Origin of the sequence: Candidatus Palauibacter sp. (assembly GCF_965222475.1) — a bacterium.
GTDB lineage: Bacteria > Gemmatimonadota > Gemmatimonadetes > Palauibacterales > Palauibacteraceae > Palauibacter.
In genome coordinates this window covers 61,977-84,559 of sequence record NZ_CBDCUB010000007.1, presented here as the reverse complement: position 1 = coordinate 84,559, position 22,583 = coordinate 61,977, and the positions used below count along the sequence as shown (strand labels likewise).

Below are 22,583 nucleotides of genomic sequence, written 5' to 3'. Positions count from 1 at the left end.
CTGATGTGTCTCGTGTCCGCCGGCAGCGAGGGACGGGCTCCCACAGGCCGCTCCTCAGCTCAAGTACCACGGCCCACGCGTCTTCGGACATGGTCAACACTTCGGCGACGTCACTCACCCTCGGCCCGGCCTCTTCCCCGTACCTCGCAACTTCGCCACCTGACTAAGAAGGTCGAACCAGAACGGAGCGCCAAGCGATACTGCTGCGGCTGTGAAGAGCCACCCAAGGAGATGGCTAAACCAAGTCCACATGCCCCAATTCTGCACCTCGTCATGCAAACCGAACGGATCTTCACCCTCCCACCCCAGCGGAAACGACTGGAGAATCGCGTCCGCGACCTGCACGGAGTCCGCGCTCACGGTGCCGGAAGCCACAGCAACCGCCTCCTGGGCGATCGCATACCGAAGCGCGTCATCCCGCCAGACGTCCTGCACGACGTGCACGGTGCTCGCGTTGGCCGACACGGCCACAAAGGCGCCGATCGCGAAGATGATCAGTTGCGTTTGCCGACGATACCAACCCGACACGCGGTTCATCCCCTCGTCGAACCACCCGGCGACTTGGCGACGAAGGTCGTCCACCGTCTCCGCGCCCACGTTGGCCATCGCCCGGAGAGGTGCCTTGAGCGCCGAGTCGTCTCCGAGCCGATCAAGCAGCTTTGCCGCCTCGTCCTCCATAGCGACCACGGGATTGCCGTCCTCATCCTGCGCGAGCAGGTCCACGAGCGCCGAGGCGAAGGTGTCGGCTCCGATGTACGACGGCTGCTTCTTGCCCTTCGCCAGCGTGTTAACCAGCGGGTGTCCGTAGAGCCGCTCCGCGTAGTCGCCGCCGATCAACGTTCCGATCCCCTTCCGGAGGTTCTTCGCCCGCAGCGAGAGCAGGGTGGAAACCCACTCCTTGACGACCGAGGCGACGAGGCTCAGCACGCTGTAGAGCAGCACGAGGGTGAGGGCGACATCGACTACTGGATGATCGAGCACTGCGCCTCCTTTTCCCTTCCTAGTTCCACGTCCGGTCCCCCGGCCTCCGCCGCCCCGCCTGCGATGGCGAAGCTCAGACCGGCGGGCGTGGTCTGCGTGACCCACACGTCTAATCGATCATTCGGCGCACGGATCTGTCCAAACGCCGCCGTCGGCTGCTGGACGATGGGCTGCATGTCTGAAGAGCGGCCATCGAGATCCAGAGCCAGACCGATCCGGAGTGGAGGTTGCGCACAATGGTCTTGAGTCATGGGCCAGCTAGCCGTCGGCCGGGCTACGGATCACATTGACAATCTCGGCCGCAATCTCTTCCACCGTATGCGTCGCGGTGCTACGCGCCACACGGTCTGCCAGGGACGCCGAGTAGTCCATGACTTCGCGCTTGGTGACGTTGTGCCAGACCGGCAGCAGGATCTGCTCTCCCGACACCGCCCGGGTGACTAGGCCATCGAGCTCGTATTCTGGCCAGCCGCGTCCGAAGAAAGTCTGGGAAAGCACCACCACTCCGAAGCGGCTGTTCGCCAACCCCTTGTCGATCTTGCGGCGCAGGCTGTCGCCCATACGAAGTTCGAACTCGTCGTACCAGACGCTCAACCCGGCGTCACGTAGAGCCGCGGCAAGGGGCCGCACGACCTCCGCCTTGTCGTCCGACGTGTGAGAGATGAACACGTCGAACACCTGATCATCCGCCGCATCGACTCCCGGAGCTTGCTCATGCGTGACATTGCGGACCAGTGACGGGAGATTGCGAAGCGATCCTTCGTTGATCGCAGGCAACGGCTTCAACGCCTCCGCGGGAATGACCCGGATGCCGGATCGGACCGTGCCGCGCAAGCCTTGCATGTCCACGGTGACATGCCACGTCCCGGAACGCGGTACTTGCAGCCGGACCGGAGACCGGTTGGCCAAGCCTCCGTCATATCGATGACGACGACCGGCCTTGTAGTTGTTGAAATTCGACTGGTCCATGAGCCGCACATTCGCGGCGCTCCCCTTGAGCGTCACCTCCGCGACGGTACCAGCGGCGACATGACCGAGCTTGTAGTGGGTGAACTTCACTTCATCCCTCCTTTTCCAATACGGCAAGCGGAACACGGGTGGTGCGAATCACGCCGAGAAATCTACTAAGTTCGACCGAGGCTGCCCGGTCTGCCGGGCGCGTTCGCGCTTGACGGCCGTGTCGGCGTGCTCCACGCTCGAGTCCGCGCCATCGTGGACGCGGGTGACAGCATAACGGTGCGGCGTCCAGCGATCGGAGGACCGGCAACGGGGCAAGGGCCCGACACTAGCTAGGGGAACTGCCGAGCCCGAGCTCGTGGCGTCCGGGGTTCGCCGGTCGCGGCGCCTGCTGTATACTGCCGGCGGGGCTGACCCGAAGCCCGGCGAGGCCGACACACCGCGAGGGTATCCAAGGTTATGATCACAGGCGAACTCAAGACCAAGGTAGACAACATCTGGAACACGATGTGGTCTGGGGGAATTTCGAACCCGCTCTCCGTCATCGAGCAGCTGACGTACCTCCTCTTCATCAAACGGCTTGACGAGCTGCACACGCTGAAGGAGAGCAAGGCCGCACGCACCGGGAAGCCCATCGAGGGGCCAATCTTCGCTCCCGATCAGGACGCCATTCGCTGGTCTCGCTTCAGAGAGACGGCTCCCGAGAAGATGTTCGCGACCGTGCGCGACGAGGTGTTCCCCTTCATGAAGGCCTTGGGTCAGAGCGGGGAAGCCGATGATGAAAGAGGCTCCACGTACGCACACCACATGAGGGACGCCCTCTTCATGATGCCCACGCCCCGCGTGCTGGCGAACGTGGTGGATCAGCTCGACGGCATCGACATGGCCGACAGCGACACCAAGGGCGATCTTTACGAGTACATGCTCGGTAAGATCGCGACCGCCGGACAGAACGGGCAGTTCCGTACCCCGCGTCATATCATCAAGCTGATGGTCGACATGGTCGCCCCGACGCCGAAGGACGTCATCTGCGACCCGGCCTGCGGTACGGCGGGCTTCCTTATCGCCGCCGCCGAGCATCTGGTCGAGCACCATGGCGAGACCATCTACAAGGACGCGGCCGCCCGCCGCCGCTTCAACGAAGACACGTTCCACGGCTACGACTTTGACAGCACAATGCTGCGCATCGGCAGCATGAACATGCTGCTGCACGGGACGGAGAATCCGGACATCCGCTACCGGGATTCGCTGGCGCAGGCCGACGACGACGATGCGGAGAAGTACTCCCTCATCCTCGCCAATCCACCCTTCGCCGGAAGCCTCGACTACGAGTCCACCGCCAAAGACCTGCAGCGGATCGCCAAGACCAAGAAGACCGAGTTGCTGTTCCTCGCGCTCTTCCTCCGCTTGCTCCAGCCAGGTGGACGCGCCGCGGTGATCGTGCCTGACGGTGTGCTCTTCGGATCAACCAAGGCGCATCGGGCCCTGCGTAAGATCTTGGTTGAGGAGCAGAAGCTCGACGCCGTCATCTCCATGCCCTCCGGCGTCTTCAAGCCCTACGCCGGCGTCTCGACGGCCATCCTGCTCTTCACCAAGACCAACTCCGGTGGCACGGACCACGTCTGGTTCTACGACATGCAGGCGGACGGCTACTCGCTGGATGACAAGCGTACGCCGCAGCCGGAGAAGAGCGACCTTGGCGACATTCTCGCCCGTTGGCAGAATCGCAAAGAAGAGGGCGAGCGGGCGCGGACGGATCAGAGTTTTCTTGTGCCGAAGGCCGAGATCGCGGGCAACGACTACGACCTGTCCATCAACCGCTATAAGGAGCTCGAATACGAGGCGGTGGAGTACGATTCGCCGGAGGTGATCTTGGGGCGGATGGCGACCTTGGAGAAAGACATTGCGAAGGGACGTCAGGAGTTGGAGGAACTGCTGGCATGAAGTGGCCCGTTGAGACAATCGATACGGTCGCCGAGGTTAACCCGAAGCTTGCCACGGCCGACCGACCAGACTCGGACGAAATAGTCTCCTTCGTGCCCATGTCCGCAGTGTCCGAAGAAACACTGAGCATCAGTGCTCAAGCCGAGCGGCCGTTCTCCGAAGTTGCTAGGGGGTACACGCCGTTCAAGCGTGGTGACGTCTTGGTTGCCAAGATCACCCCGAGCTTCGAGAACGGGAAGATGGCCCTTGCCGACTGAGGTGGTCCCAGTTTTTTGGACAGGTCGTTAAGGTGGATTCCAGGACGGAACAGGAGGCACCGAGATGGCTGGGAAGAGACGGCGGTTCACGCCGGAGTTCAAGGCGCGGGTGGCGCTGGAGGCGCTGCGCGAGCACGACAGCGTGCAGGCGATCGCGAGGCGGCACGAGCTTCATCCGAACCAGGTGAGCACATGGAAGCGGCAGCTGCTCGAGGGGCTGCCGGAGGTGTTCGCCGGGGGCGCGGGCCGCAAGCTCGCCAAGGAGCACGAGGCGAAGGTCCGGGAGCTGCACGCCAAGATCGGGGAGCTCACGGTCGAGCGGGATTTTTTTCGGCGCGGGCTCAAGCGCTGAGCCGGGCGGAGCGGGGGCGGATGATCGAGCGGGACGGACCGCTGAGTCTTTCGAGGCAGTGCGCGCTGGTGGGCGTGAGCCGGTCGTCGCTGTACTACCGGCCGAGGGGGGAGAGCGCGGAGAACCTGGCGCTCATGCGTCGCATTGACGAGCTGCACATGGCGTATCCGTTCTACGGAAGCCGGCAGCTGGTGCGGCATCTGCGTCGCGAGGGCGTTGCCGCGGGCCGGCACCGGATCCGGCGGCTCATGCGCCTGATGGGGGTGGAGGCAACCTACCGGCGGCCGCGCACTAGCGTGGCGGGTCCGGAGCACCGGGTCTTCCCCTATCTGCTGCGCGGCCTCACGATCTCGCGGGCGGACCACGTGTGGTGCGCGGACATCACCTATGTTCCGGTGACGCAAGGCTTTTTCTACCTCGTGGCCGTGATGGACTGGGCGACCCGGCACGTGCTCGCGTGGCGGCTGTCGAACACGATGGACGCGTCGTTCTGCGTCGAAGCCCTGGACCACGCGCTGGGCTGGAGGGCTCCGGAGATCCTGAACACGGATCAAGGCGCCCAGTTCACCAGCGAGGCGTTCGCCGACCGGGTGCTGGGCGCGGGCGTGGCATTCTCGATGGACGGCCGGGGCCGCTTCCTCGACAACATCTTCATCGAGCGGCTGTGGCGGTCGCTGAAGTACGAGGCGGTGTACCTTCACGAACTCCGCGACGGGCTGGACGCCGAACGGATCATCGGCTCGTGGTTCGACTTCTACAACGAGGTGCGCCCGCATTCGTCCCTCGGCGGACGGACGCCGGGCGAGGCCTACCGCAACGGCACGGGGGCGGTGTGAACGGCGGATCTCGGCGTGCGCCGACGGTCGCCTTCGCAAAGCAGCAGCGGGGCGCGGGAGAAGCCTGGGATCTCCCCATGCCGCGCACCTCGTTCCGCCCGCGGCCAAGCCCCCGTCGCCGACCGGGTTCCCCTCCCGCCGGCCGGGGTTCATTTTGGAACCTGTCCCTCCCCTGCCGGGGGAGGACCCATGGGTGGAGCATCCACCCCGAGAGAACACACGGAGAAGGCTCCCGAGGGCTCTCACAACCACTCGGAATCCACCTTAACTTTGCCCTCGGACTGTCCAACGAAGTAAGACCACCTCAGACGATCTCGCTCATGAGTTGGGCTTTGGAACAACGGAGTTTCACGTATTTCGGCCGTCAGAGAGAATCACGGGCCCCTATCTGTTCAACCTCCTGCGCGCACCGTACGTGCGCAAAGCAGGAGCGACGAAGATGCAGGGGGCTGCAGGTCAGCGCCGCGTTCCTGCCGATTTCTTTGCCGCGCTCCAAGTCCCTCTCCCCCCGCTCGCCGAGCAGAAGCGGATTGCGGGGATTCTGGATGCGGCGGACGCGTTGCGGGCCAAGCGCCGCGAAGCCCTCGCTGAACTCGACACTCTGCTCCAGTCCACCTTCCTCGATATGTTCGGCGACCCCGTCACCAATCCCATGGGGTGGGAGGAACGAACTCTTGGAGAGCTGGCCCGGAATAGTTTCCGCAACGGCCTCTCACCCTCAACCCAAGGGACCATCGATGGCGAGGTCCTCACTCTGTCTGCAATCACTCGTGGTCGATTCGACTTCGCCGCAAGGAAGAGAGCCCGCTTCGATAAACAGCCATCTCCTTTACAGAAGCTGAGCACCGACACTTTTCTTATCTGTCGTGGAAACGGGAACAGGCAGCTGGTCGGCATTGGGGTATACCCGGACCGCTCATCAAGTCGCATCTGTTTCCCCGACACGATGATTGGCGTAGCGGTTGGACTGGACATCATAGCGCCTGCCTATCTTCAGAGTGTGTGGTGTACGAGCCGGGTTCGCAGGCAGATCGAGCGTGGTGCACGAACGACCAACGGAATCCACAAGGTGAATCAGGGACTCCTTTCCTCCATCGTGTTCCCAGTTCCACCCGCGGATCTTCAACTTCACTTCACCGCAGTTGCCGAATCTGTTGGGCAACAAGAGGCTCGCCACCGCGCGCACTTAGCAGAGCTCGATACCCTCTTCGCCTCCCTGCAATCCCGTGCTTTCAGCGGGGACCTCTAATCGCCAGTGGAGGTCTCTGCGAACTTCGCGTTTCTGAAGCAGGAGTTTCCGCACGTGGCGGAGAGCGCGAGTTTTGCGGAGCGGCACGTCCTCGGCGATCCGCGGGCGTCGTGCTTTCATTCCCGGCACGCACTTGAGCGCCTGCTCAAGCGCATCTACAGGGTCGAGAAGGCTCTGCAGCCTCCGAACGTAACGAACCTTGACGGCTACATCAGCGACCCTGCCTTCCGCGAACTCGTGCCCAACGTCGTGTGGCAGAAGGCCGAATTCGTCCGGCGGGCGGGCAACGTGGCGGTCCACGGTAACAAGCCGCCGGCACCCGAGAAGGCCCTAGATGTCCTACGCGAGCTTTACCACGTTCTTTACTGGACGGGCCGCACCTACCTGCGCAGAGGCGCTGAGAGTCTTCAAGGCACGATCTTTGACGAATCCCTCATCCCGCGAGTGGAACTGGTAACCACCCCAGCCAGCCTCCAGGAGTTGGAGGCCGTGAAGGTCCAGCGGGACGCGGCGTCCGCGGCTCACAAGGAGATCGAGAGCGAGCTGGAAGCGTTGCGTGAACGCCTCGCTGCCATCAAGGCGGAGAACGAGGGCATCCGCGAGACCCGCGACTGGAACGAAGACAAGACCCGCAGGCTCATCATCGATCTCGATCTGGAGCGTGCGGGTTGGCCTCTCGACCAGGCAAGGGACCGTGAATACGAAGTCACCGGAATGCCGAACGAGTCGGCGATCGGCTACGCGGACTACGTCCTGTGGGGAGACGATGGCAAGCCGCTAGCCGTGGTCGAGGCAAAGAAGACTACGGTGGATCCGGAGAAGGGACAGCAACAGGCGAAGCTCTACGCAGACTGTTTGGCGGCCATGCACGGGCAACGGCCGGTCATTTACTACACCAACGGCTACAAGACTCGCCTCTGGGATGACCTCTTCTATCCACCACGGGCCGTCGCCGGATTCTACAAGAAGGACGAGCTGGCATCCCTGATCGTGCGCCGAACCCAGCGAGAGGCTTTGGACGTGGCGCAGGTAAGGGGCCCGATCGTGGACCGCTATTATCAGAAGCGGGCGATCGGCAGCATCGCGGAGCAGTTCGTAAATGCGCGGCGCAAGGCGCTCCTGGTGATGGCCACCGGCAGCGGCAAGACCCGGACAGCGATCGCGCTGGTGGATCTCCTGCAGCGGGCCGGGTGGGTGAAGCGAACGCTCTTCCTGGCCGACCGGGTGTCGCTGGTGAATCAAGCGGTAAGCGCGTTCAAAGCGCATCTGCCGGAATCGAGCCCGGTGAACCTCGTCACCGAGAAGGGCAAGGTCGGCCGGGTCTACGTCTCCACGTATCCGACGATGATGGGATTGATCGACGAGACGGAGGGCAACGAGGCCCGGTTCAGCGTCGGGCATTTCGACCTCGTGATCATCGATGAGGCGCACCGCTCGGTCTACCAGAAGTACGGAGCGATCTTCCGCTATTTCGACTCGCTGCTTGTCGGGCTGACGGCGACACCACGAGAACAGGTGGATCGGAACACCTACGCGCTCTTCGATCTGGAGCCGGGCGTTCCCACGGATGCCTATGAGTTGGAGACTGCCGTCGCGGACGGCTTCCTCGTGCCGCCGCGCGTGCAGCAGGTGGATCTGCGGTTTCCACGCGAGGGCATCGACTACGACGCCCTGAGCGAGGATGAGAAAGAGCAGTGGGAGAGCCTCGACTGGGGCGACGAGGTCGATCCCGACGCTCTTCGGGACAGGGTCAACGCGTCCGCAATCAATAACTGGCTCTTCAACGAGGACACGGTGGACAAGGCGCTCCGGCACCTCATGGAGCATGGCCACAGGGTCGACGGCGGTGACCGGCTGGCCAAGACCATCCTGTTCGCCCGCAATCACGAACACGCGGAGTTCGTCGAGAAACGGTTCAACCGGCACTACCCGCAGCACGCGGGACACTTCGCCCGCGTCATCGACCACTACGCGACGTACGCGCAGAGCCTTATCGACGACTTCTCGCAGAAGGACAAGGCTCCGCATCTCGCGATCTCGGTGGACATGCTCGACACCGGTATCGACGTGCCCGAGGTGGCGAATCTGGTCTTCTTCAAGCCGGTCTACTCGAAGATCAAGTTCTGGCAGATGATCGGACGTGGAACGCGGCTCTGCCCCGACCTCTTCGGACCGGATGAGGACAAGCCGGATTTTCGCGTCTTCGATTTCTGCTTCAACTTCGACTTCTTCAGCGAGAACCCGGATGGGATCGAGGCGGGTGCGGGAGTGCCGCTCGGCACCCGCCTCTTCGGCTCTCGCGTCCAGCTCCTATCCAATGTCCAGAAGACGCCCGCCCTCGACCCGGACATGAAGATCGTGGGTTCGCTGACCGATGAGCTTCACGGCCAGGTGGCCGCGATGAACCGCGAGAACTTCATCGTGAGGATGCACCTCGAGGCGGTGAACCGCTTCCGTAAGCGGAAGGCGTGGGAGCAACTCAGCGAGCCGGACGTTGAGACACTGCAACTGGAGATCGCTGGACTTCCAAACGAGATCGAGACGGACGACATCGAGTCACGAATGTTCGATCTCACCGCGCTTCGTATGCAGCTTGCCCTGGCCGAAGGCAGCGAGACCGTCTTCGAAAGTCATCGGCGACGGGTCATCGAGATCGCCATGCTGCTCGAAGAGAAGAGCACGATTCCCGCGGTGAGGACTCAACTCGGCTATCTGGCTGCCGTGCAGGAGACCGATTTCTGGGAAGGAATCGTGCTCGGTGGCCTCGAGGACCTGCGGCTACGGCTGCGGGGGATCGTCCCCTTCCTCGACAAGAAGAAGCGCAAAATCGTCTACACGGACTTCCAGGACGAGGTTGTGGCGGTCCGAGAAGAAGAGGCGCTCTACATGCCGAAGATGACCGGGGCTCAGTATGAGAAGAAGGTCAAGGAATACCTCCGCAATCATCTCGATCACTTGGTGATCCGCCGGCTGAGAACCAATCAACCGCTCACGGAGGCCGACCTGAAAGGACTGGAATCGACCTTGGTCGAGATCGGCGAAGAGGACGGGGAAACGCTGTTCTCCGGACTTCTTGCGCGCAGCGAGTCGCCATCGCTCGCTCACTTCGTACGGAGCTTGGTGGGGTTGGATCGAACGGCCGCGCAGGCCGCGTTCTCGGGTTTTCTGGCCGACAGGAGCCTCACACCCCCCCAGATCCGCTTTATCGAAATGGTGATTGACCAGCTCAGCGCCCGAGGGGTCATCAAAGCCTCGGCGCTCTACGAGCCACCGTTCAGCAACCTGCATGCCGAGGGCCCGGACGCGCTCTTCGACAGCAACGTGGAGGTGATCGAGGGTGTCTTCGCGGTGCTCGAGCAGGTCAATTCAGGACTGGTTGCTTAGCGGATCCAGGGGAAGGAGAGATTTACGGCAACCAAGTCGTGCAAGCCGTAGCAAGACTGCACGACCCGCCCTCCCTGCCGTCCCCCATATCTGGTCGTGCCGCACCGAAAGCACGGAGCGGCGTCAATAGCGAGAATGTCAGCTCGCCCCGTGTCATCCGCTCGTCTTCAGTTCCGAACTGCTGCGCTGCTTCGGAACTCTGTCGAGATAGGGGCAGCGACCCGACGCGCTCCGGGCTCTTGCGCCACTTAGTTCGCTGACTCTTCGGTTTCTGGAATGGGTGTCACCCCAGCTGGCATAGCTTCGCTCATCCCTTCTTGCTGTGAGGGTGCCAGGTAGGGCTTGAATACGGTAATCGCGACCGTGACCAGGATGCCAATAACGAGCATTAAGAGTGCGCGGTTCAAAAGACGCACCTGCTCGGTGGCGTGAAACTTGTTGTCGAGGTCTGACCTTAGCTCGTCGAGTTGCGCCTTTAGCTCGGCCGGTGAGGCCACATCCCCCTGAATCGCGGCAACGTGGTCTGCGGTGATGGCGGAACCGTTGCCTTCTTGCTCCGGGTATGGGTCAATGTCGGTTTCGTCGAGGTCCGCGAACCAGATCATAAAGATGCGTTGGCCCTGATCCAGGACGATATTCTTGCTCCCGGCGTTGTATACCGCAAACCGGAGCTGGCCATGATAGCCCGGGTCGACGTGGAACCCCGACACGTTGATCAGTCCTCGGAATTTTATCCCGGCACGAATAGAGATGAAGGCGACCACGTTGGCGGGGATTCGCACGGTTTCTTGCGTCACCAACAAGCCGAACTGCCCTGGAGGGATCACGACCTTGTTCCCCTTCGGCAGCTCCGTCGTTTCTCCAGTGTCTGAGGTGACGAAGGCCTCAGGACCGACTTTCATTTCGTACGCCCCGCGGACCACGCCGTCGTCCTCATACGGTATTACGAGTTGATCAGTCGGTATCCTAGTGTAGTGTCGCTAAAGTGGCGTTCGCACGGCTCACTTTCGCCAGGATGTCCTCCACGGCGGCGGTCCACTTGAACGGCGCCGGGTCCCGGTTCCGGTCGTCGATGTAGGCCGTGATCGTGTCGGTCAGCTGCTTCACGCTGGTCACGGCGAGCCGCTTGAGCTGGCGCTGCGTCAGCTCCGAGAAGAAGCGCTCGACGAGGTTGAGCCACGAGGACGACGTGGGGATGAAGTGGAACTTCACCCGGGGGTGCTTCTCCAGCCACGCCTCCACCTTCCCGTGCTTGTGCGTCGAGTAGTTGTCGAGGATGACGTGAAGGTCCAGCTCCGGATCGACCCGCGTCTCCACCTCGGCCATGAAGCGGAGGAACTCCCGGTGCCGGTGGCGGGGCATGCACTTGTGGATCACCTCCCCGGTCGCCACGTCCAGCGCCGCGAACAGGGTCGTCGTCCCGTGGCGCTTGTAGTCGTGCGTCATCGTGCCGCACCGGCCCTTCTTCCACGGAAGCCCCGGCTGCGTGCGGTCCAGCGCCTGGATTTGGCTCTTCTCGTCGAAGGCGAACACGACCGCCCGCTCCGGCGGGTCCACGTACAGCCCCACCACGTCGCGGAGCTTCTCCACGAACTCCGGGTCGGTCGAGAGCTTGAAGGTGCGCGTGAGGTGGGGCTTCAGCCCGTGCGCGCGCCACACCCGCGCCACCTGGCTGTGGTGCACCCCGGCCGCCTCCGCCATCAGGCGCGTGCTCCAGTGCGTCCCCCGCGGAGGCTTCTCCTCCAGCGTCCGGCGCACGATCTCAGCCTCCACCTCCGGCGTGATGCTCGTTCGCGGACGGCCCCGGCGGGGCCGGTCCTCCAGTCCGGCGAGACCCTCGGCCTCGTACCGGTCCAGCCACCGCTGCACGGTCGGCAGCGAGAGGCCGAACTTCCGGGCCATGGCCCGGCCCGACAGGCCGCTGGCCGAACCGAGGACGATCCTGGCGCGCTCGGCGCGCCGCTGCGGGGTCTTCCGGGCTCGAACCCGCCGTTCGAGCTCCTCGCGGTCCCCGGGCCGCAACCGGATCCTTCGTATCTTGGGCATGCGCCGAAGATAGCACGTGTTTCCCCCATTGACCATCTCATCTCTGCGACACTACACTAGCTTTGAGTGTCTGGCTGCTCCAGAACGGCATAAATCAGTCTCCCATCGCGATGACGCTCGCAGTTGTTATATCTCGACAATGGCTGATACTAATGAACCACTCGGTGACGCCGAGTCTCTCGGCAAGCTCAAGCACTTCGTCGCTCAGCCGAACAAATGGCGCGCCACTCTCCCGCCGGAGAATCTCTATGCCTCGCCAAGTAATGTCACCGGCGAACCCCGTGCCGAGAGCCTTCGCGACGGCTTCCTTGCCCGCGAACCTGCCGGCGTAGTAGCGCGCATCCAAGGGTCGTGCGTCAGCCTGCTCACGTTCGGCGCACGAACAGAACTGTTCTGCCCATTTCTTGTTCGGTGAATCCAATTCCCTCTTGATTGCTTCGATTCTTGCGACATCGACGCCGTGCCCGATGATTCGCATCGCTTTCCCCGGTTAAGTTCCCCGGAACGTAATGCACCGCTTGTTCAGGTCCACCTCCACAGTGCCGCCCTGCCGCATCTTGACCTCTCGCCAGACCTTGAATCCCTGGACGATTGCGCGCTCCCACTCACCGGACGTGCAGGCCGAGACTTCCAAGTGCTGGACCATGTTCCTGATCATTCGTAACAGCTCGGTGCTGACTGAGGATCTTCCCTCGAGGAAGCGGTAATCCCGAGCGTACGCGAAGATCATCGCCACCAGCCCTTCCTCCGTGGCGATTGCTCGGCCACCGTCTTCCACCCGATCGACCGTAGCGTCACTCTTCCTCTTCGCGCCGAGCATCTTTCGAACGAGTGGGGACCAGCCCAAGACGCCCGCGAACGAGAGATGAAGCACATCGTGATAGCTGTACCCGTCCGCTGAGTAGGCGTTGTCGTTTAGGTCGTTGCCGAGCTGCTTGCCCATGTACATCGTCCGGACAAACGGCCCGTTGTCCGCATCATGATGGGTCACGAATGTCACCGAAAGCTCCCGCGGTAGCCGTTGATGGTCGGGGAAACCTGCATCAAACGGCTCACGAGTCGGAAGGCGTCCCCAGCGTGCCTCGCACTTGGCGAGGTTCTGCTCTGCACACCGACCGAGGTTCAGGTCGAACTTGGTCGCCACGTTGGCGAGGTACCAAAGCAGGTCACCGATCTCCTCTGACAGCCGCTCCTTGAAGAGCGCGTGGGACTCGCCGTCGCGAAGGTACTTCTTGTATTCGGCGAGCAGCTCGCCGGTCTCACTCGCGAGACCCGCTAGCGGGATCATTCGCTCCTCCTCGCCAATCCCGGGATTGCGATCTGTCTTACTTGTCCGCTCTTGATATGTTCGAAGGTCCATCATCGCCTCTGGTTCGGCTGTAAACTGCTTGGATCTTCGGGATCCCCTGTCTGGTCCGCAAGCGCAGCCGTGTTGATCCCCCAATCCGGCGGATACCAGTACTGGATGGGCGCAGGGCTCGGCCTGAATTTCTGCTTGATGCGCGTCCTGCGTGAGTACCCCGAAGCGTCGGGGTGTGCGACCCGCGCATACTTGTCTACCTCGCAGAAGAGGTTCTGGCAGTCGATCAGTTGTAGCCGGCGTCCCCAAAGCGACAGGAATTCCAGACCGAGCCGCTCAAACTCAACTTCCTGCCGCTCCGCCATCACGCGGATCACGTCAGCGTTGCTCAGCCCTCCAGTACTAGCGAAGCACTTTCGAATCCCGTCCACTGCCCCCGGCCCGGCAACAACGAAATCCATCTCGGTGAAGTCCGTCACATCGCTGTAGTTCACGTCGGTGACATACTGGAGTGCCAGAAAGTTCCCGATGCTGGGGTATCGACGTACTTGCGTGAACGCGCTCTCCATCGACGGCGACTCTGCTAGCCGAGCAGGCAGTCCGTCCGCCATCATGCGGCCAAGCAGTGTTAGGTGATTACGGTGCTTCCGATCATGCCCGAAAAACCGGCCGGGCGGCATTATGTACGCCCCTGAGTAGATGCTGTCGCCGCGTGCCATCGCGGCGGAAAGGACGCGGTCGTATCGCCGGAATGAGTAATCGCTGAAGGTCAGGGTTCCGAGTTCGTGTTCGAGCAGCTCCCAAGTCTCGACTCGGTTGAACAGCTTAAACAACAGGACGCGAAAGACCACTTCGGTCGGCTCGTCCGACAAATCCGGGCGGTAGATGACGTTCTGGATGAGGTACTGGCTGACCCGGTCGGATGCACGGTAAACATTAGTGAACTTGTGAGCGCGGAGCACTTGGTCCTCCGTCCACGGCGGCAGGCCTCGCCGCAGACGCTCAAAAAACACGCGTTGCCGTTCGGCAGCGAATCGCCAGAAGGTGTTGTATATCGACGTGGGTTTAAGTCGACCGAGGTCGGGAAGCGGCTCGTTTGGGGCTCCCAGAGCCGAATCGACGGACGCCGTGAGACCGGCATCAGCCTTCGTTTTCCTCCGCACGGCTAGGTCGACCTCCCAGAATTTGCGTGAGTCCTCGCGTCCATCGAATCAAGCCCCAAAGGGGCGAGCGGCCGGCGCAAAGCTAGCCAACGAGGTCGGCGGCCCGGCGAACGAGCCTTCTCGCGTCCCTGATGCCCCATCCAGGTGCCGTGTCGAGATTGGCGTGCGTCGAGATAACGGTCAGCGACCCAAGCTCCATGCCCACTTCGCCGGCGACAAACGCCTGGAGACGACCGAGGCCGATGAGGTTTCCGAGGCACCGGGAAATGTACGTGTGATTGCGGTACATCACGGTCAGCATCAAGCCGCGCTCCGGGTGCCGTTTGAAGCTAAGGAAGCTGAGGCACTGCCCGCCGTAGAGCAATCTTCGGTCTCGCGACGGGTCGTATACGGCAAGCTCGTATGCCGAAGTATAGTTGACTCCCCGTCGCTCTTGGCGTCTCATTTTGTCGATTAAGTCAGCAAGCGGATTGTAGGTTAGGCCGTCAGCCATCTCGTGACGAGTCATCCGCTCAAAATATCTCCCCCACCGTTTCGTTGCTGACAGTCTGTCGAACTCCTTCAGGTACTCATCGTAGAAGACAGGGGAGCCGTAGGCGACGTAGAGCGATTGCGGGAAGATGGTGTTTGCCACAGTCACGATCGGGTGCTCGTCATGTTCCTTCAGGAACCGGTCGACGAGGTTGATGGCTTCGTTGTCCGTTTCGTCATGCGTGCGCGGATCTTCTACGTCGATTATGACGTTGTACCCCTCATCGCCGGTCTCAATGATCGCGGAGGCGGCTGCGACCCACGCACGTGCGCAGCTCCGTTCTGTCGGGATCGCTCGATACATGCTCAGGACCTCCCTTAGCTTATTCTGAGCGCCGCCAAGATCCGCGGAGCTGCGTACGTCTCGCTCAGCCAGGCGTGCCCGGCCAATCCCCAGCTCTCGGCCCAGCTGTTTCGCACGAGCAACAGTTTCGCTCCCGCGCGCTTGCCGGTTGCCACCGCCACGACAGCGTGTCGGATCACAGGGTTCTCAGGCTCGTTAGAATCAACGACGCCGTCGCTGCTGGGTATGTAGAAAGCAGTCGATACGGTCATGACGACTACGCTGGGCTGGTTCGACTCGACCGCGTCCCAGATTCGGTTGAACGCAGGCGTGCCCGGCGTTGACGAACGCCGATAGAGTACCCCAACGTCGGCCGGGGGCTTCCACTTCGTCTCGTCGGTCGGCAGTGCCGCCTGGTATGGCCACGCCGTCTCAAGCGGCTGCCCGTCATGCACCAGGGCCGCCCGGGTGGCGGGAATCGTAGTGCCCTCGTCAACGGGTGTCCCGTCCCGCTGCTTCGCTTGGTAAAACAAGTACTCACAACTCAGCGCATACCACGCGCCACCACGCATGGCCGCATGCGTGTCGCTCATGGCGAATGCCAGGCATGTGGCGCGCGCCCCTTGGTCGCGTGCCGGCTCGAACCGACCCCTGAGGTCTTGGCGCACCGTGATTGCACTCATGCTACACTCAGCAGGGTTTCTCGCTGTGCGGGCAACAACCCAGTCCGAACCGGCCCGGAAAGGTCAATGTCAAGCTCCAGCGAGCTCAGTGGCTCAGCTTCCGGCTGCCAGGGACGCGTCTCCCGGAACTGAACGCGACCCCTCGCGCCCTCTCCAGCCCCGGGCTCCGCCATCACTCTCCGCATCACCACGCCACCGATATGCTCTTTTCCCGCGCGCGACGCGCGGTCGTCGGCCGTGACCGTGAGACCCGCTTCCGTCAGGTCGCCGAACCGCCAAAGGTAGCCGGAGCTGGGGTGCTCCTCGACCTGCAACACCATCAGGTCGGACCGGCCGCCCTCCAAAAGCATCCCATCGTCCCGGTCGGTCACCAACCAGACGTCCCCGTACCAAGTCCCCCGTTTGTAGGGGCTGACGAGTGACTGCTTGATGGCCTTGGGTTTGACTTTGATTAGGCTCCTCCTCGTCCGGGCATCGATGCCCTTGGCCTGTTCGACCGCATAGCAAGTCGCCGTGTAGCTTGAGCCCACCCGCAGTGAGGTGGTCCCAGTTTTTTGGACAGGTCGTTAAGGTGGATTCCAGGAAGGAACGGGAGGCACCGAGATGGCCAGGAAGAGACGGCGGTTCACGCCGGAGTTCAAGGCGCGGGTAGCGCTGGAGGCGCTGCGCGAGCACGACAGCGTGCAGGCGATCGCCAGGCGGCACGAGCTTCATCCCAACCAGGTGAGCACGTGGAAGCGGCAGCTGCTCGAGGGGCTGCCGAAGGTGTTCGCCGGGGGTGCGGGGCGCAAGCTCGCCAAGGAGCACGAGGCGAAGGTCCGGGAGCTGCACGCCAAGATCGGGGAGCTCACGGTCGAGCGGGATTTTTTTCGGCGCGGGCTCAAGCGCTGAGCCGGTCGGAGCGGGGGCGGATGATCGAGCGGGACGGACCGCTGAGTCTTTCGAGGCAGTGCGCGCTGGTGGGCGTGAGCCGGTCGTCGCTGTACTACCGGCCGAGGGGGGAGAGCGCGGAGAACCTGGCGCTCATGCGGCGCATGGACGAGCTGCACATGGCGTACCCGTTCTACGGGAGCCGGCAGATGGTGCGGCATCTGCGTCGCGAGGGCGTTGCCGCGGGCCGGCACCGGATCCGGCGGCTCATGCGCCTGATGGGGGTGGAGGCGACGTACCGGCGGCCGCGCACGAGCGTGGCGGGTCCGGAGCACCGGGTCTTCCCCTATCTGCTGCGCGGCCTGGCGATCTCGCGGGCGGACCACGTGTGGTGCGCGGACATCACCTATGTCCCGGTGACGCAAGGGTTTTTCTACCTCGTGGCCGTGATGGACTGGGCGAGCCGGCACGTGCTCGCGTGGCGGCTGTCGAACACGATGGACGCGTCGTTCTGCGTTGAAGCCTTGGACCACGCTCTGGGCTGGAGGGCTCCGGAGATCCTGAACACGGATCAAGGCGCCCAGTTCACCAGCGAGGCGTTCGCCGACCGGGTGCTGGGCGCGGGCGTGGCGTTCTCGATGGACGGCCGGGGCCGCTTCCTCGACAACATCTTCATCGAGCGGCTGTGGCGGTCGCTGAAGTACGAGGCGGTGTACCTCCACGAGCTCCGGAACGGTCTGGACGCCGAACGCATCATCGGCTCGTGGATCGACTTCTACAACGAGGTGCGCCCGCATTCGTCCCTCGGCGGACGGACGCCGGGCGAGGCCTACCGCAACGGCACGGGGGCGGTGTGAACGGCGGATCTCGGCGTGCGCCGACGGTCGCCTTCGCAAAGCAGCAGCGGGGCGCGGGAGAAGCCTGGGATCTCCCCATGCCGCGCACCTCGTTCCGCCCGCGGCCAAGCCCCCGTCGCCGACCGGGTTCCCCTCCCGCCGGCCGGGGTTCATTTTGGAACCTGTCCCTCCCCTGCCGGGGGAGGACCCATGGGTGGAGCATCCACCCCGAGAGAACACACGGAGAAGGCTCCCGAGGGCTCTCACAACCACTCGGAATCCACCTTAACTTTGCCCTCGGACTGTCCAACGAAGTAAGACCACCTCACAGTGAGAGTTGGTAGACGACGACCGGATCGGTCAGGTTGTCCCGCGTCCAGCCCTGCCGCCGCATATGGTGCGCGAGGAGCCAAGATGGGGTGAGCAGTTGGGTCGCGAACGCGTTGGCCTGAATCTCTCGCCGGTCGTAGAGCCCCTCTCCTGAGAAGAGCGCACGGGTAAGAACTTCCTCCCCATCGAAGCTCGCCTCGTGACCGAGAGTGCTGTGACCAAGTTCGTGCGCCGCCGTGAATCGCTGGACGGGAAGGGGGCGTTGCGAGGTCACCATGATACCCTCGTCCGGGGTATCCACGAATGCGCCGAGTAGGTTCTTGAGTGGCTGAAACATCACAGGGATATCTCGCTCTACCAGCATGGCAAAGACGTCGATTCGGCCTTCACCCGCGTCGGCGCGTGCTCTCGAGTCGAACTCTTTGTGGAGCCGCTCCGCCTCATAGACGGCGTTCAGGATGTCTTTACGGCGCGCCATGAGTCACTCCTCCTGTTGCTCCTTGCGCACCCGCAGAAAATCAGCGAACCGCGTTAGCTCTTCACGATCCTCTGGCGACAACTGCGAGGCTTTGCGGGCCAAATGGGCGACGTCTGCACCAAACGACTCCTTGTCAGCCCCCTCACCGGTGAAGTAACCCACCGATCGCTTATAGAGTCCGGCTAGCTTCTTCAGCTCCAAAGCGTCCACCTTGCGCTGGCCCCTCTCCATGAGCGAAAGCGCAGACCGGGGGATCTCCAAGTAGCCGGCGACGTCCTCCTGCGAGAACCCAAGGTATTCCCTCGCCTCCCTTAGCCGTTCGCTCAGAACCTTCCGATCGTCATCATTTTTCATCTCAGCACCTTGGACCTGTTAAGAGCGGCTACCACGCGCTTAATTCGGCCGAGCATGTCGTTGATCGCTTCGTCCACGCTGTTGTACCCTCCTTTCCGAACTACCTTGTCGGGCGGGATCTTACACGCTGGCAGCAAATCCTCAAGCACCAGCACGGTCCCGACGACGCGCTGCGAATCGAGGAGCGGCTCCCACTCTGGACGCATGACGGCGGCGTCAGCCGCAATCTTCTCCAGTTCAATCCGAAGGTGACGTTCTATCTCTTCAGCCGGAAAGGCGGGCGGGGGCCTCCTTGTCAACGCGTGTGTTCCTGCGGGCATCGAATTCTCTCCTTATCCGATGCCAACGGTAACACATATATGTCGGAAAATCAAACAGATCCTGAGTTCGCTGTCCGATTTACAGACGGTCCAGGTCCGCCTGCATCTCGCTCACCGACTCGTGCACGATCGTCCGCCCGTTCACCCTTGAGGAGCTCGTCCAAGAGCGTTCGCTCCGGAGCACTTGGCGAAGATCAGAGCCGGCGGGGAGAGTGGGCGCGGGTGGAGTTGGCGAAGCACCGTCCCTTGCAGGGCCGCTGCCTCACCGGCTCGCACTCAGAAGGGAACTTGGTTGAACCGCTTGAGTGGCTCATCGGTCGTGAGGTCGCTGCAGGTCGGAGCGCTTGGCGAAGATCGGAGCCGGCGGGAGAGAGGGCCCGGGTAGAGTTGGTGAAGCACCGTCCCCTGGCGGGGCCGCTGCTTCACCGAGCTCGCGCCCAGCGGGGCGCTCGGTTGAACCACCTTGCGACTTGATCGTCCGTGAGGTCGGTCGAGGATCGGGGCTGGGGCGAGGCTCGGATCCGGTAGGAGATTGAGTGGGCCCGGGTGGAGTTGAACCACCGACCTCACGCTTATCAGGCGTGCGCTCTAACCAGGCTGAGCTACGGGCCCCCGAAGACGACCGGCGCGCGACCGCTTCGTTCGAGACGGAGGGTCGGGCGCCGGGAGGGCTCCATCCTAAGGACACCGCGCGGCGCGTTCAAGTTTCCTGGGCGCCGGGGATTCCGTTCTCTACTACGTAGCTCGCGCGCGTCGCGATGGGGGCGTCGGGGCGGGTGACGTAGGGCATGACCCGGAAGTCGGCGCGGAGCCGGGTGGGGGACAGGCTGCAGCGGACGTAGCCGCGTTGGGCGTTGAAGAACTTGATGTGGGGGTTGTGGCCGAGGGCGTTGTCGCCCTGGGGGCCGGTGTCGGCGCCGTCTCCGCTGGAGCTTATGGACGTTCCGGCGAATTCGGTTCCGACGGTCGGAGAGTCCGCGCGGTCGAAATCGAGTTTGAGGTCGTTGACCCAGTTGGTGTGGAGGTCGCCGGTGAGGACGATGGGGTTCGAGGGGCGGCGGTCGTGGAGGAAGGTCATGAGGCGGTCGCGGTCGGCGGGGTAGCCGTCCCACTTGTCCATGGGGAGGGTGAGTTCCTCTTCGCCCTCGAGGAGTCGGGCCATGAAGACCTGGTTGGCGAGGACGTTGTAGTGGGCGGGTGACCGGTCGAGTCCGTCGAGCAGCCAGTCGGCCTGTTGGCTTCCGAGGATGGTGGCGCCCTCGGCGTGTTGCTCGGCGCAGGGCGGCTGGCGGCGGCCTCCGCAGGGCTGGAGGGTGCGGTATTGCCGGGTGTCCAGCACGTGAAGCCGCATGAGCGAGCCGAAGTCGAGGCGGCGGTAGAGTTGCGCGTCGGGGCCGACGGGCAGGGACGTGCGCCGCAGGGGGAGGTGCTCGTACATGGCCTGGAAGGCGGCCGTCCGACGGGCGAGGAACGCTTCCCGGTTCATCTGTTCCGTGTTGTGCTCGCCGGCCCAGTCGTTGTCCACCTCGTGGTCGTCGGGGGTGAAGACCCAGGGGGCGGCCGCGTGTGCGGCCTGGAGATCGGGGTCCCGCTTGTAGAGGGCGTAGCGTGCCCGGTAGTCCTCGAGCGTGCGCGGTTCCTCCGTGTCGTGGCGGCGCACGAGGTCGTTCCTGATGCCCGGTCCGCTCTCGTAGATGTAGTCGCCGAGGTGCACGACGAGCGACGGTGACTCGGCCGCCATGTGGCGGAAGCCGGTGTACCAGCCGCGCTCGTAATGCTGGCACGACACGAAGACGAAATTGAAGCGGTCCGGCAGGGTCCCGGGGGTGGGGGCCGTGTGCGTGCGGCCGACGGGGCTCGTCGCCCCCGCCGCGTGGAAGCGGTACCAGTAGTCGCGTTCGGGCTCCAGCCCCTCGACCTCCACGTGAACGGAGTGGCCGAGTTCCGCCAGCGCGGCCGCCTCGCCGCGGCGCACCACGGTGCGGAAGGCGTCGTCCGCCGCGACCTCCCAGCGCACCGGGGTCGCGGCGCCGGGATCGCCGGGCAGGTCGAGCAGGCGCGTCCACAGGACGACCCCATCGGCCGCGGGTTCGCCCGACGCGACGCCGAGCCCGAACGGAAAGCGGTCCGCCGAAGCGGAGCGGCCGGAGCGCGTGACGATGCGGTCGCCGCCCGCGCGGGCCCCCGGGCCGAACTGCGCGAAGGGAAGCGGCGCCAGCGCGCAGAGGGCCGCCGCCCGCGACCAGGCGGCGACAAAGTCGCGCCGCGTGTTCATCCCGGAATCGAACGTTCGTTCTGCCATTGCACGAACTGCTTAGGCGGCCCGGGCACCGGGTGTCAAGACGCGCCGACTCCGTTTGCCGACCCCCGCGCCGCGGTCTAGCTTCCACCGCATGCGAATTCATCCCTTCGGCACCTGCGCGGCGCTTCTCTCGGCCACTCTCCTCGGCCTCTCCGGATGCAGCAAGCAGACGGCCTTCGGAGAGGCGAACAGCCTCATCATCTTCGGCTCCGAGTCGCTCTGGCAGCAGGTGGAGGAGGAGACGCGGGCGGTCCTCGAGCCGACGATCTTCACGACCCGTGACGAGAAGCAGTACGAGGTCAGTTCGGTCGATCCCGGGCACCCGAGCGCGGTCGATCTGATCCTCTTCCGCAACGTGCTCGTGTTCGGGACGGAGGACGACCCGCTCCTCATGGAGGCGGCGTCCGCCGCGGACCACGATCTCGCGGCGCTGGAACCGGGCCGGGTCTTCCAGACGCGGGACGTGTGGGCGCTGGGCCAGACCGTGACCGCGGTACTGCTCCGCAGCGGGCGCGAGGCCGAGTCCTGGATCGCGGCGCTGCCCTCGGTGCTCCACGCGGTGGACACGAGCTACCGCCGATACGTGCTGCGCAGGATGTTCGCGACGCCCCCGGATACCGCGCTCGCCGCCGATCTCGGACGCAGGTTCGGGTTCTCCATCCAGGTGCCCGAGGTGTACGACCGGGTCGCGCGGGACCTGGGAGGCGGGGACAGCCTCGTCATCCTCCGCAACGACAACCCCGACCCCAGCGAACTCATCCGTTCGGTCCTCGTCGCGTGGCGCCCCGGCGCCGATTCGCTGACGAAGGAACTGGCGCTCGAGTGGCGCGCCGAGTTCGATGGCACGCACTACAACGTCCCGCAGCGGATCGACGACACGAGTTCGAGCGTGGTCGGCTTCCTGTGGGAGGGCCACCCGGCTCTGGAAGTGACCGGCATCTGGCAGGATGAAGCCGGCGACTTCCCCGCGGCCGGACCGTTCACCGTCTGGCTGGTCGACTGCCCGGCGCGCACGTACTTCGTCGATGCCTGGCTCTACTCGCCGAACCGGCCGAAATACGAGTACATGCTGCAGCTGCAGCAAATCCTCGGGTCGTTCCGCTGCGTGACCGGCGGATAGCCGGAAC

The 22,583-nt window shown here is 63.7% G+C and carries 22 protein-coding genes and 1 tRNA gene; 7 read left to right on the top strand and 16 right to left on the bottom strand.

What is annotated here, in order from left to right; genetic code table 11:
- Positions 1–114 precede the first annotated feature (114 nt).
- The 3 genes from ACOQPP_RS12270 to ACOQPP_RS12260 form a co-directional block, all read right to left on the bottom strand.
- Positions 115–981, bottom strand: a complete 867-nt coding sequence (locus ACOQPP_RS12270; RefSeq protein ID WP_420636622.1) for a hypothetical protein — start codon at positions 979–981, stop codon at positions 115–117.
- On the bottom strand, positions 963–1,157 hold the full coding sequence (locus tag ACOQPP_RS12265) for a hypothetical protein (protein WP_420636621.1): 195 nt from the start codon (positions 1,155–1,157) through the stop codon (positions 963–965). The genes ACOQPP_RS12270 and ACOQPP_RS12265 overlap by 19 nt, the downstream gene beginning before the upstream one ends.
- Positions 1,158–1,239: 82 nt before the next feature.
- The gene (locus ACOQPP_RS12260; RefSeq protein ID WP_420636620.1) at positions 1,240–2,040 is read right to left on the bottom strand and encodes a DUF1883 domain-containing protein; all 801 of its coding nucleotides are present in this window, start codon (positions 2,038–2,040) and stop codon (positions 1,240–1,242) included.
- A 357-nt stretch (positions 2,041–2,397) separates the two neighbouring features.
- Between ACOQPP_RS12260 and ACOQPP_RS12255 the strand changes: the two genes are divergently transcribed.
- The 5 genes from ACOQPP_RS12255 (at position 2,398) to ACOQPP_RS12235 (ending at position 9,960) form a co-directional block, all read left to right on the top strand.
- Positions 2,398–3,882 carry a type I restriction-modification system subunit M gene (locus tag ACOQPP_RS12255; protein WP_420636619.1) on the top strand — a complete coding sequence of 495 codons (1,485 nt, stop codon included), beginning with the start codon at positions 2,398–2,400 and terminating at the stop codon, positions 3,880–3,882.
- Positions 3,879–4,139 (top strand): hypothetical protein, encoded by a 261-nt coding sequence (locus ACOQPP_RS12250; protein ID WP_420636618.1) that lies wholly within the window; start codon positions 3,879–3,881, stop codon positions 4,137–4,139. Before ACOQPP_RS12255 ends, ACOQPP_RS12250 begins: the two co-directional genes overlap by 4 nt.
- Positions 4,140–4,203: 64 nt before the next feature.
- Positions 4,204–5,327, top strand: a protein-coding gene (locus ACOQPP_RS12245; protein WP_420635870.1) for an IS3 family transposase whose coding sequence is annotated in 2 segments (ribosomal slippage) — positions 4,204–4,480 and positions 4,480–5,327 — 1,125 coding nt in all. Because the reading frame shifts where the segments join, the coding sequence is not laid out codon by codon here.
- A gap of 325 nt (positions 5,328–5,652) precedes the next feature.
- Positions 5,653–6,576: a restriction endonuclease subunit S gene (locus tag ACOQPP_RS12240; RefSeq protein ID WP_420636617.1), complete on the top strand. Its 924-nt coding sequence runs from the start codon at positions 5,653–5,655 to the stop codon at positions 6,574–6,576.
- A gap of 54 nt (positions 6,577–6,630) precedes the next feature.
- Positions 6,631–9,960 (top strand): DEAD/DEAH box helicase family protein, encoded by a 3,330-nt coding sequence (locus tag ACOQPP_RS12235; RefSeq protein WP_420636616.1) that lies wholly within the window; start codon positions 6,631–6,633, stop codon positions 9,958–9,960.
- Between the two features lie 248 nt (positions 9,961–10,208).
- On the opposite strand, the gene ACOQPP_RS12230 is transcribed toward ACOQPP_RS12235, so the two are convergent.
- The 8 genes from ACOQPP_RS12230 to ACOQPP_RS12195 all read right to left on the bottom strand — a co-directional run bounded on the left by ACOQPP_RS12230 (position 10,209) and on the right by ACOQPP_RS12195 (position 16,496).
- On the bottom strand, positions 10,209–10,862 hold the full coding sequence (locus ACOQPP_RS12230) for a dCTP deaminase domain-containing protein (protein WP_420636615.1): 654 nt from the start codon (positions 10,860–10,862) through the stop codon (positions 10,209–10,211).
- 64 nt (positions 10,863–10,926) lie between these two features.
- The gene (locus ACOQPP_RS12225) at positions 10,927–12,006 is read right to left on the bottom strand and encodes an IS630 family transposase (protein WP_420636235.1); all 1,080 of its coding nucleotides are present in this window, start codon (positions 12,004–12,006) and stop codon (positions 10,927–10,929) included.
- 94 nt (positions 12,007–12,100) lie between these two features.
- Entirely contained in the window at positions 12,101–12,484 is a 384-nt protein-coding gene (gene acpS, locus ACOQPP_RS12220; protein ID WP_420636614.1) for a holo-ACP synthase, read from the bottom strand.
- Positions 12,485–12,496: 12 nt separating this feature from the next.
- Positions 12,497–13,294: a nucleoside triphosphate pyrophosphohydrolase family protein gene (locus ACOQPP_RS12215; protein WP_420636613.1), complete on the bottom strand. Its 798-nt coding sequence runs from the start codon at positions 13,292–13,294 to the stop codon at positions 12,497–12,499.
- 71 nt (positions 13,295–13,365) lie between these two features.
- A complete protein-coding gene (locus ACOQPP_RS12210; RefSeq protein WP_420636612.1) occupies positions 13,366–14,469 on the bottom strand; it encodes a nucleotide kinase domain-containing protein in 1,104 nt (367 codons plus the stop codon).
- A gap of 82 nt (positions 14,470–14,551) precedes the next feature.
- The gene (locus tag ACOQPP_RS12205; protein ID WP_420636611.1) at positions 14,552–15,304 is read right to left on the bottom strand and encodes a hypothetical protein; all 753 of its coding nucleotides are present in this window, start codon (positions 15,302–15,304) and stop codon (positions 14,552–14,554) included.
- Between the two features lie 14 nt (positions 15,305–15,318).
- Entirely contained in the window at positions 15,319–15,966 is a 648-nt protein-coding gene (locus ACOQPP_RS12200; RefSeq protein ID WP_420636610.1) for a C1 family peptidase, read from the bottom strand.
- Positions 15,963–16,496 (bottom strand): protease inhibitor I42 family protein, encoded by a 534-nt coding sequence (locus ACOQPP_RS12195; RefSeq protein ID WP_420636609.1) that lies wholly within the window; start codon positions 16,494–16,496, stop codon positions 15,963–15,965. Before ACOQPP_RS12195 ends, ACOQPP_RS12200 begins: the two co-directional genes overlap by 4 nt.
- 73 nt (positions 16,497–16,569) lie before the next feature.
- On the opposite strand from ACOQPP_RS12195, the gene ACOQPP_RS12190 reads away from it, so the two are divergent.
- Positions 16,570–17,693 (top strand): IS3 family transposase gene (locus ACOQPP_RS12190; protein WP_420636397.1). Its coding sequence is split into 2 segments (ribosomal slippage): positions 16,570–16,846 and positions 16,846–17,693, totalling 1,125 coding nucleotides; the frame shifts between segments, so codons are not numbered across the junction.
- Between the two features lie 304 nt (positions 17,694–17,997).
- On the opposite strand, the gene ACOQPP_RS12185 is transcribed toward ACOQPP_RS12190, so the two are convergent.
- From ACOQPP_RS12185 to ACOQPP_RS12165, 5 genes are all read right to left on the bottom strand, one after another.
- Positions 17,998–18,480 (bottom strand): ImmA/IrrE family metallo-endopeptidase, encoded by a 483-nt coding sequence (locus ACOQPP_RS12185; RefSeq protein ID WP_420636608.1) that lies wholly within the window; start codon positions 18,478–18,480, stop codon positions 17,998–18,000.
- Between the two features lie 3 nt (positions 18,481–18,483).
- A complete protein-coding gene (locus tag ACOQPP_RS12180; RefSeq protein WP_420636607.1) occupies positions 18,484–18,834 on the bottom strand; it encodes a helix-turn-helix domain-containing protein in 351 nt (116 codons plus the stop codon).
- Positions 18,831–19,154, bottom strand: coding sequence for a hypothetical protein (locus ACOQPP_RS12175; protein ID WP_420636606.1), 324 nt, complete (start codon positions 19,152–19,154; stop codon positions 18,831–18,833). Before ACOQPP_RS12175 ends, ACOQPP_RS12180 begins: the two co-directional genes overlap by 4 nt.
- A gap of 537 nt (positions 19,155–19,691) precedes the next feature.
- A tRNA-Ile gene (locus tag ACOQPP_RS12170) sits at positions 19,692–19,766 on the bottom strand.
- Positions 19,767–19,854: 88 nt separating this feature from the next.
- Positions 19,855–21,429, bottom strand: a complete 1,575-nt coding sequence (locus ACOQPP_RS12165) for an alkaline phosphatase D family protein (RefSeq protein ID WP_420636605.1) — start codon at positions 21,427–21,429, stop codon at positions 19,855–19,857.
- Between the two features lie 118 nt (positions 21,430–21,547).
- Here ACOQPP_RS12165 and ACOQPP_RS12160 point away from each other — a divergent pair, with 118 nt between their 5' ends.
- Complete coding sequence (locus ACOQPP_RS12160) at positions 21,548–22,576, top strand: hypothetical protein (RefSeq protein ID WP_420636604.1); 1,029 nt, start codon at positions 21,548–21,550, stop codon at positions 22,574–22,576.
- Positions 22,577–22,583 lie beyond the last annotated feature (7 nt).

What these genes read in the sequence shown, in the direction of transcription:
- ACOQPP_RS12180 (WP_420636607.1), bottom strand. Translation starts at nt 18,834, where the DNA reads ATGAAAAATGATGACGATCGGAAGGTTCTGAGCGAACGGCTAAGGGAG.
- ACOQPP_RS12265 (WP_420636621.1), bottom strand. Translation starts at nt 1,157, where the DNA reads ATGCAGCCCATCGTCCAGCAGCCGACGGCGGCGTTTGGACAGATCCGT.
- acpS (WP_420636614.1), bottom strand. Translation starts at nt 12,484, where the DNA reads ATGCGAATCATCGGGCACGGCGTCGATGTCGCAAGAATCGAAGCAATC.
- ACOQPP_RS12250 (WP_420636618.1), top strand. Translation starts at nt 3,879, where the DNA reads ATGAAGTGGCCCGTTGAGACAATCGATACGGTCGCCGAGGTTAACCCG.
- ACOQPP_RS12205 (WP_420636611.1), bottom strand. Translation starts at nt 15,304, where the DNA reads ATGTATCGAGCGATCCCGACAGAACGGAGCTGCGCACGTGCGTGGGTC.
- ACOQPP_RS12215 (WP_420636613.1), bottom strand. Translation starts at nt 13,294, where the DNA reads ATGATCCCGCTAGCGGGTCTCGCGAGTGAGACCGGCGAGCTGCTCGCC.
- ACOQPP_RS12160 (WP_420636604.1), top strand. Translation starts at nt 21,548, where the DNA reads ATGCGAATTCATCCCTTCGGCACCTGCGCGGCGCTTCTCTCGGCCACT.
- ACOQPP_RS12165 (WP_420636605.1), bottom strand. Translation starts at nt 21,429, where the DNA reads ATGAACACGCGGCGCGACTTTGTCGCCGCCTGGTCGCGGGCGGCGGCC.
- ACOQPP_RS12200 (WP_420636610.1), bottom strand. Translation starts at nt 15,966, where the DNA reads ATGAGTGCAATCACGGTGCGCCAAGACCTCAGGGGTCGGTTCGAGCCG.
- ACOQPP_RS12225 (WP_420636235.1), bottom strand. Translation starts at nt 12,006, where the DNA reads ATGCCCAAGATACGAAGGATCCGGTTGCGGCCCGGGGACCGCGAGGAG.
- ACOQPP_RS12175 (WP_420636606.1), bottom strand. Translation starts at nt 19,154, where the DNA reads ATGCCCGCAGGAACACACGCGTTGACAAGGAGGCCCCCGCCCGCCTTT.
- ACOQPP_RS12185 (WP_420636608.1), bottom strand. Translation starts at nt 18,480, where the DNA reads ATGGCGCGCCGTAAAGACATCCTGAACGCCGTCTATGAGGCGGAGCGG.
- ACOQPP_RS12255 (WP_420636619.1), top strand. Translation starts at nt 2,398, where the DNA reads ATGATCACAGGCGAACTCAAGACCAAGGTAGACAACATCTGGAACACG.
- ACOQPP_RS12230 (WP_420636615.1), bottom strand. Translation starts at nt 10,862, where the DNA reads ATGAAAGTCGGTCCTGAGGCCTTCGTCACCTCAGACACTGGAGAAACG.